Genomic DNA, 3,064 nt, shown 5'->3' with positions numbered 1-3,064 from the left:
ATCATGCTGATGTCACGGCGCCTGGCGGGCACGAAGGACGCCAAACACCGGAAATGATCAGTTTGTTCACGGGCTCTGAGACGGGTGCGGCGGCCGACGTCGACTCGACCGTCATCGGCCGTCTGATGGGCCACGACGCCTTCGCCCACCACGGTCTGGGCAGCGCCGCACTCGTGATCATCGGCGCACTGCACGCCCGCCCGGCACAGACGGCCGGTGAACTTGTCGGCTCGTCATCGGTATCCCGCGCCACCGCCTACCGGACCTTGCGACGCCTGGTCGACCACGGCCTCGTCCACCACAGCGGAGAGACCTGGACCCTCGCACCTCGCGCCCTGGAAGGCTTCGGCAGCAGCTCTCCGCAGACCGCGACCGAAGAGATCGCCGAGCCGGCTCAGGGCTGGGACTCCGTCGCGAAGCGGCAGGGAACCACGGGCGTCGCGGCCCGCCGCAAGGCGCTGCACGCTGCCGAGCGCGCGGCGTACCGGGACCTGCTGGAGCGGCTGTCGGAGCACCGCAGCAAGGCCGTGGTGATCGTCCGCGATGGGCGCCGGGTCCTGGTCCCCACACCACGCCCCGACGAGATTCCCTCCGCGTGGCAGGCCCCAAACGGATGCGTCCTCGATCCGGTCACCGGCCGCGCCGCTCCCGACTGGCGGATCGCCACCGATGGACGGCTGATCCTCATCACCCCTGCCGACCAGCGCAGTTACGACGAGCTGGCCGCCGCCCATGCCGAAGCCCTCAGCGAATGGGAGTCCGCAGCGTGAACCCACCCCCTCCAGCCCCGGCCAGTCACAGCGATGAGGCCACCGCCCAAGCGCTTCGCGAGCAGTACGAGTCCGGTGCCACGGTCGACGAGCTCGTTGCAAGCAGTGGGCTGTCGTACGGCACGGTCCTCAACCGGCTCCATGACGCCGGGACCGTGATGCGCACGTCGTGGCAGACCCGCAGGATGCGTCAGGACCCGCAGGCACGCAAGCGCCTCGCCGCCCACCTGCGCACCCTGTACGAGAAGCACGGCGCGACCCTGACCGAGCTCGCCGCGGCCGCGGGAGGGACGAGGCGTGCTGCCCGACGCCTGTTGATCGAGGCCGGCGGCAGCGTGCGCACGACACAGCAGACGCTGCGGATGCGCGCCGCAGCACGGGCCGCCGAGCGGCAGAAGCTCGCGATGTCCCTGCGGGCGCGGTACGAGGCCGGCGCCACGGTGCCGGAACTCGCCGAGAAGTGCAGCTACTCCATCGCCACCGTCTACCGGCTCCTGCACCAGGCAGGCACCCGCATGCGTCCCCAGCACAACCACGGCCCGGCCCGCACCCCGAGGAAGCGGCCATGAGCGCCCTCACAGGTGTCCCCGGCGGCGCCTGGCACATCCCGAGACCGACGGTGCGCCGACCCCGATCCAGCACTGCAGCACGGGCCCCTCCGCCGTCGGCAATCAGCCGCAACCGAACGTCGGCGTTCGCCGACACACCCAAGTCAACAAACCGCTCAAATTCAGGAGATCAAGCACACGTGAGTGAGAACACTCGTACCAAGACCCTGGCCGCGGCCACGGCCAGCGCCTGGGACGCCTTCGTCATTGTTGTCGGCATGCTCAAGGGCGGCACCGGCAAGACCACCTCCGCCTGGTTCATCGCCCTCTACAACGCCGTCGTCCTCAACTTGCCCACCCTGCTGCTGGACGCGGACGCCACCAGCCAGTCCGCCTACGACTGGTTCAAGGTCGCCCAGGCCGCCGGCTTCGACATCCCCGACAACCTGGTCATCGAGCGCTACCCGTTCGACGACATCGCCGAGTACATCCGCACCAAACGCGCCGAGTTCGGCGCGATCGTGGTCGACGCCGGCGGCGGCAGCGCCCGCATCTTCCACGAAGCGGTTACCGAGGCGAATCTGCTGCTCGTCCCAGTCGCCCCCACCAAGATCGAGCGCCGCAAGCTCGTGGCCACCTTCGACGAGGCCGAGCGCGCCGCCGCCCGCAACACCCGCGACGTCACCGCCCACGTCGTGATGGTCAAGGCCGACGACCGCACCAGCCTGCCCCGCAACGCCAAGGACAAGCTCCTCGATCCCGCCGAGGGCGAGGGCATCGGCCCGGACCGCGACGAGGCGTTCCCGCTCGCCGAGACCACCATCCACTCCTGGGTGCACTACATGGAGGCCTTCGGCGAGATCCCCACCGAACTCAGCGAGTACGCCAACCTGATGAAGGAACTCACGGCATGACCGAGCGTATGAAGCCCCCGGCCCGCCGCACCGGCCGCACCCTCGGCAGCGGGGCCAAGAAGGCGACCCCGCCGCCCCCTCCCCCGGCCGCCGAGCTCACCCCCGAGCAGTTCGCCGCTGAACAGGCCGCCGCCCAGGGCGAAGGTCGGCCCGCTGCCGACGAGCCGCGGGTTCAGCCCGCTCCATCCATCGCTCCCGTCGAAGCATCGGCGGGAGCGGCGCAGCGCGAAGTCGTCCACAGCCAGCACCCGCGGGGTCGAGCCCAGCGGATCAGGCACCTTCATCAGGCAGTTGAGCAGGCTGGCCCAGCTGAGCGTCTGGTGCAGGTGGAGCAGCAGCCGGGATCCGGCCTTCCCCGCCAGCGCCACCGAGACCGCGGTCACCATCACCTGCAGAGCGGGAGAACGCCGCTGGTAGCGCACCGTCAGCCCGTCTACCTGCTCGGCGAACGTCACCTTCGGGCAGTTGGCGTTTTCGCAGTACAGCCGGCGGACCGTCAAGTCGATCCGCACCGGTCGGCCGCCGACCGCCTCGTCAGCGATGTGCCGCTGGCAGCGGCTGTGCAGCCAGTCGGAGCTCTGCCCGCATCCCGTGCAGGCGGCCGGGCCGTCGCGGGTACGCGCCGTGATGACCACTACGCCGTAGACGGCCACCACTAACTCGTCGACTACTGGCTTCAGTTGGGCCAGCAGAAGGATCAAGACCTCGTCGGACACGCCCCAGCACCCCGCCACAGGGCCTCCGCGTCACGTGCTATCGGGAGTGTCTAATCAACGGCGGATCTGATGATCAAGGAGACGCCAGAGATGACCGACACCGTCGTTGAGCAGGA

General features: G+C 69.7%; 4 protein-coding genes. 3 read left to right on the top strand and 1 reads right to left on the bottom strand.

The window, feature by feature from the left end; genetic code table 11:
• Positions 1-53 precede the first annotated feature (53 nt).
• The 3 genes from RMT89_RS39885 (at position 54) to RMT89_RS39875 (ending at position 2,232) form a co-directional block, all read left to right on the top strand.
• Complete coding sequence (locus RMT89_RS39885; protein WP_315888646.1) at positions 54-770, top strand: MarR family winged helix-turn-helix transcriptional regulator; 717 nt, start codon at positions 54-56, stop codon at positions 768-770.
• Positions 752-1,339 (top strand): helix-turn-helix domain-containing protein, encoded by a 588-nt coding sequence (locus RMT89_RS39880; protein ID WP_315888645.1) that lies wholly within the window; start codon positions 752-754, stop codon positions 1,337-1,339. Before RMT89_RS39885 ends, RMT89_RS39880 begins: the two co-directional genes overlap by 19 nt.
• Positions 1,340-1,518: 179 nt before the next feature.
• A complete protein-coding gene (locus RMT89_RS39875) occupies positions 1,519-2,232 on the top strand; it encodes a ParA family protein (RefSeq protein ID WP_315888644.1) in 714 nt (237 codons plus the stop codon).
• On the opposite strand, the gene RMT89_RS39870 is transcribed toward RMT89_RS39875, so the two are convergent.
• A complete protein-coding gene (locus tag RMT89_RS39870) occupies positions 2,157-2,948 on the bottom strand; it encodes a transposase family protein (protein ID WP_315888643.1) in 792 nt (263 codons plus the stop codon). The two genes, RMT89_RS39875 and RMT89_RS39870, sit on opposite strands and share 76 nt — an antisense overlap.
• Positions 2,949-3,064 lie beyond the last annotated feature (116 nt).

Source organism: Streptomyces sp. P17 (genome assembly GCF_032436805.1).
GTDB lineage: Bacteria > Actinomycetota > Actinomycetes > Streptomycetales > Streptomycetaceae > Streptomyces.
Note: the sequence above shows the minus strand (reverse complement) of the source record. Positions and strands in the feature narration are given on the sequence as shown.

Excerpts from the sequence above, each read along its gene's own strand:
- RMT89_RS39885 (WP_315888646.1), top strand. The coding sequence starts at position 54 with ATGATCAGTTTGTTCACGGGCTCTGAGACGGGTGCGGCGGCCGACGTC.
- RMT89_RS39880 (WP_315888645.1), top strand. The coding sequence starts at position 752 with ATGGGAGTCCGCAGCGTGAACCCACCCCCTCCAGCCCCGGCCAGTCAC.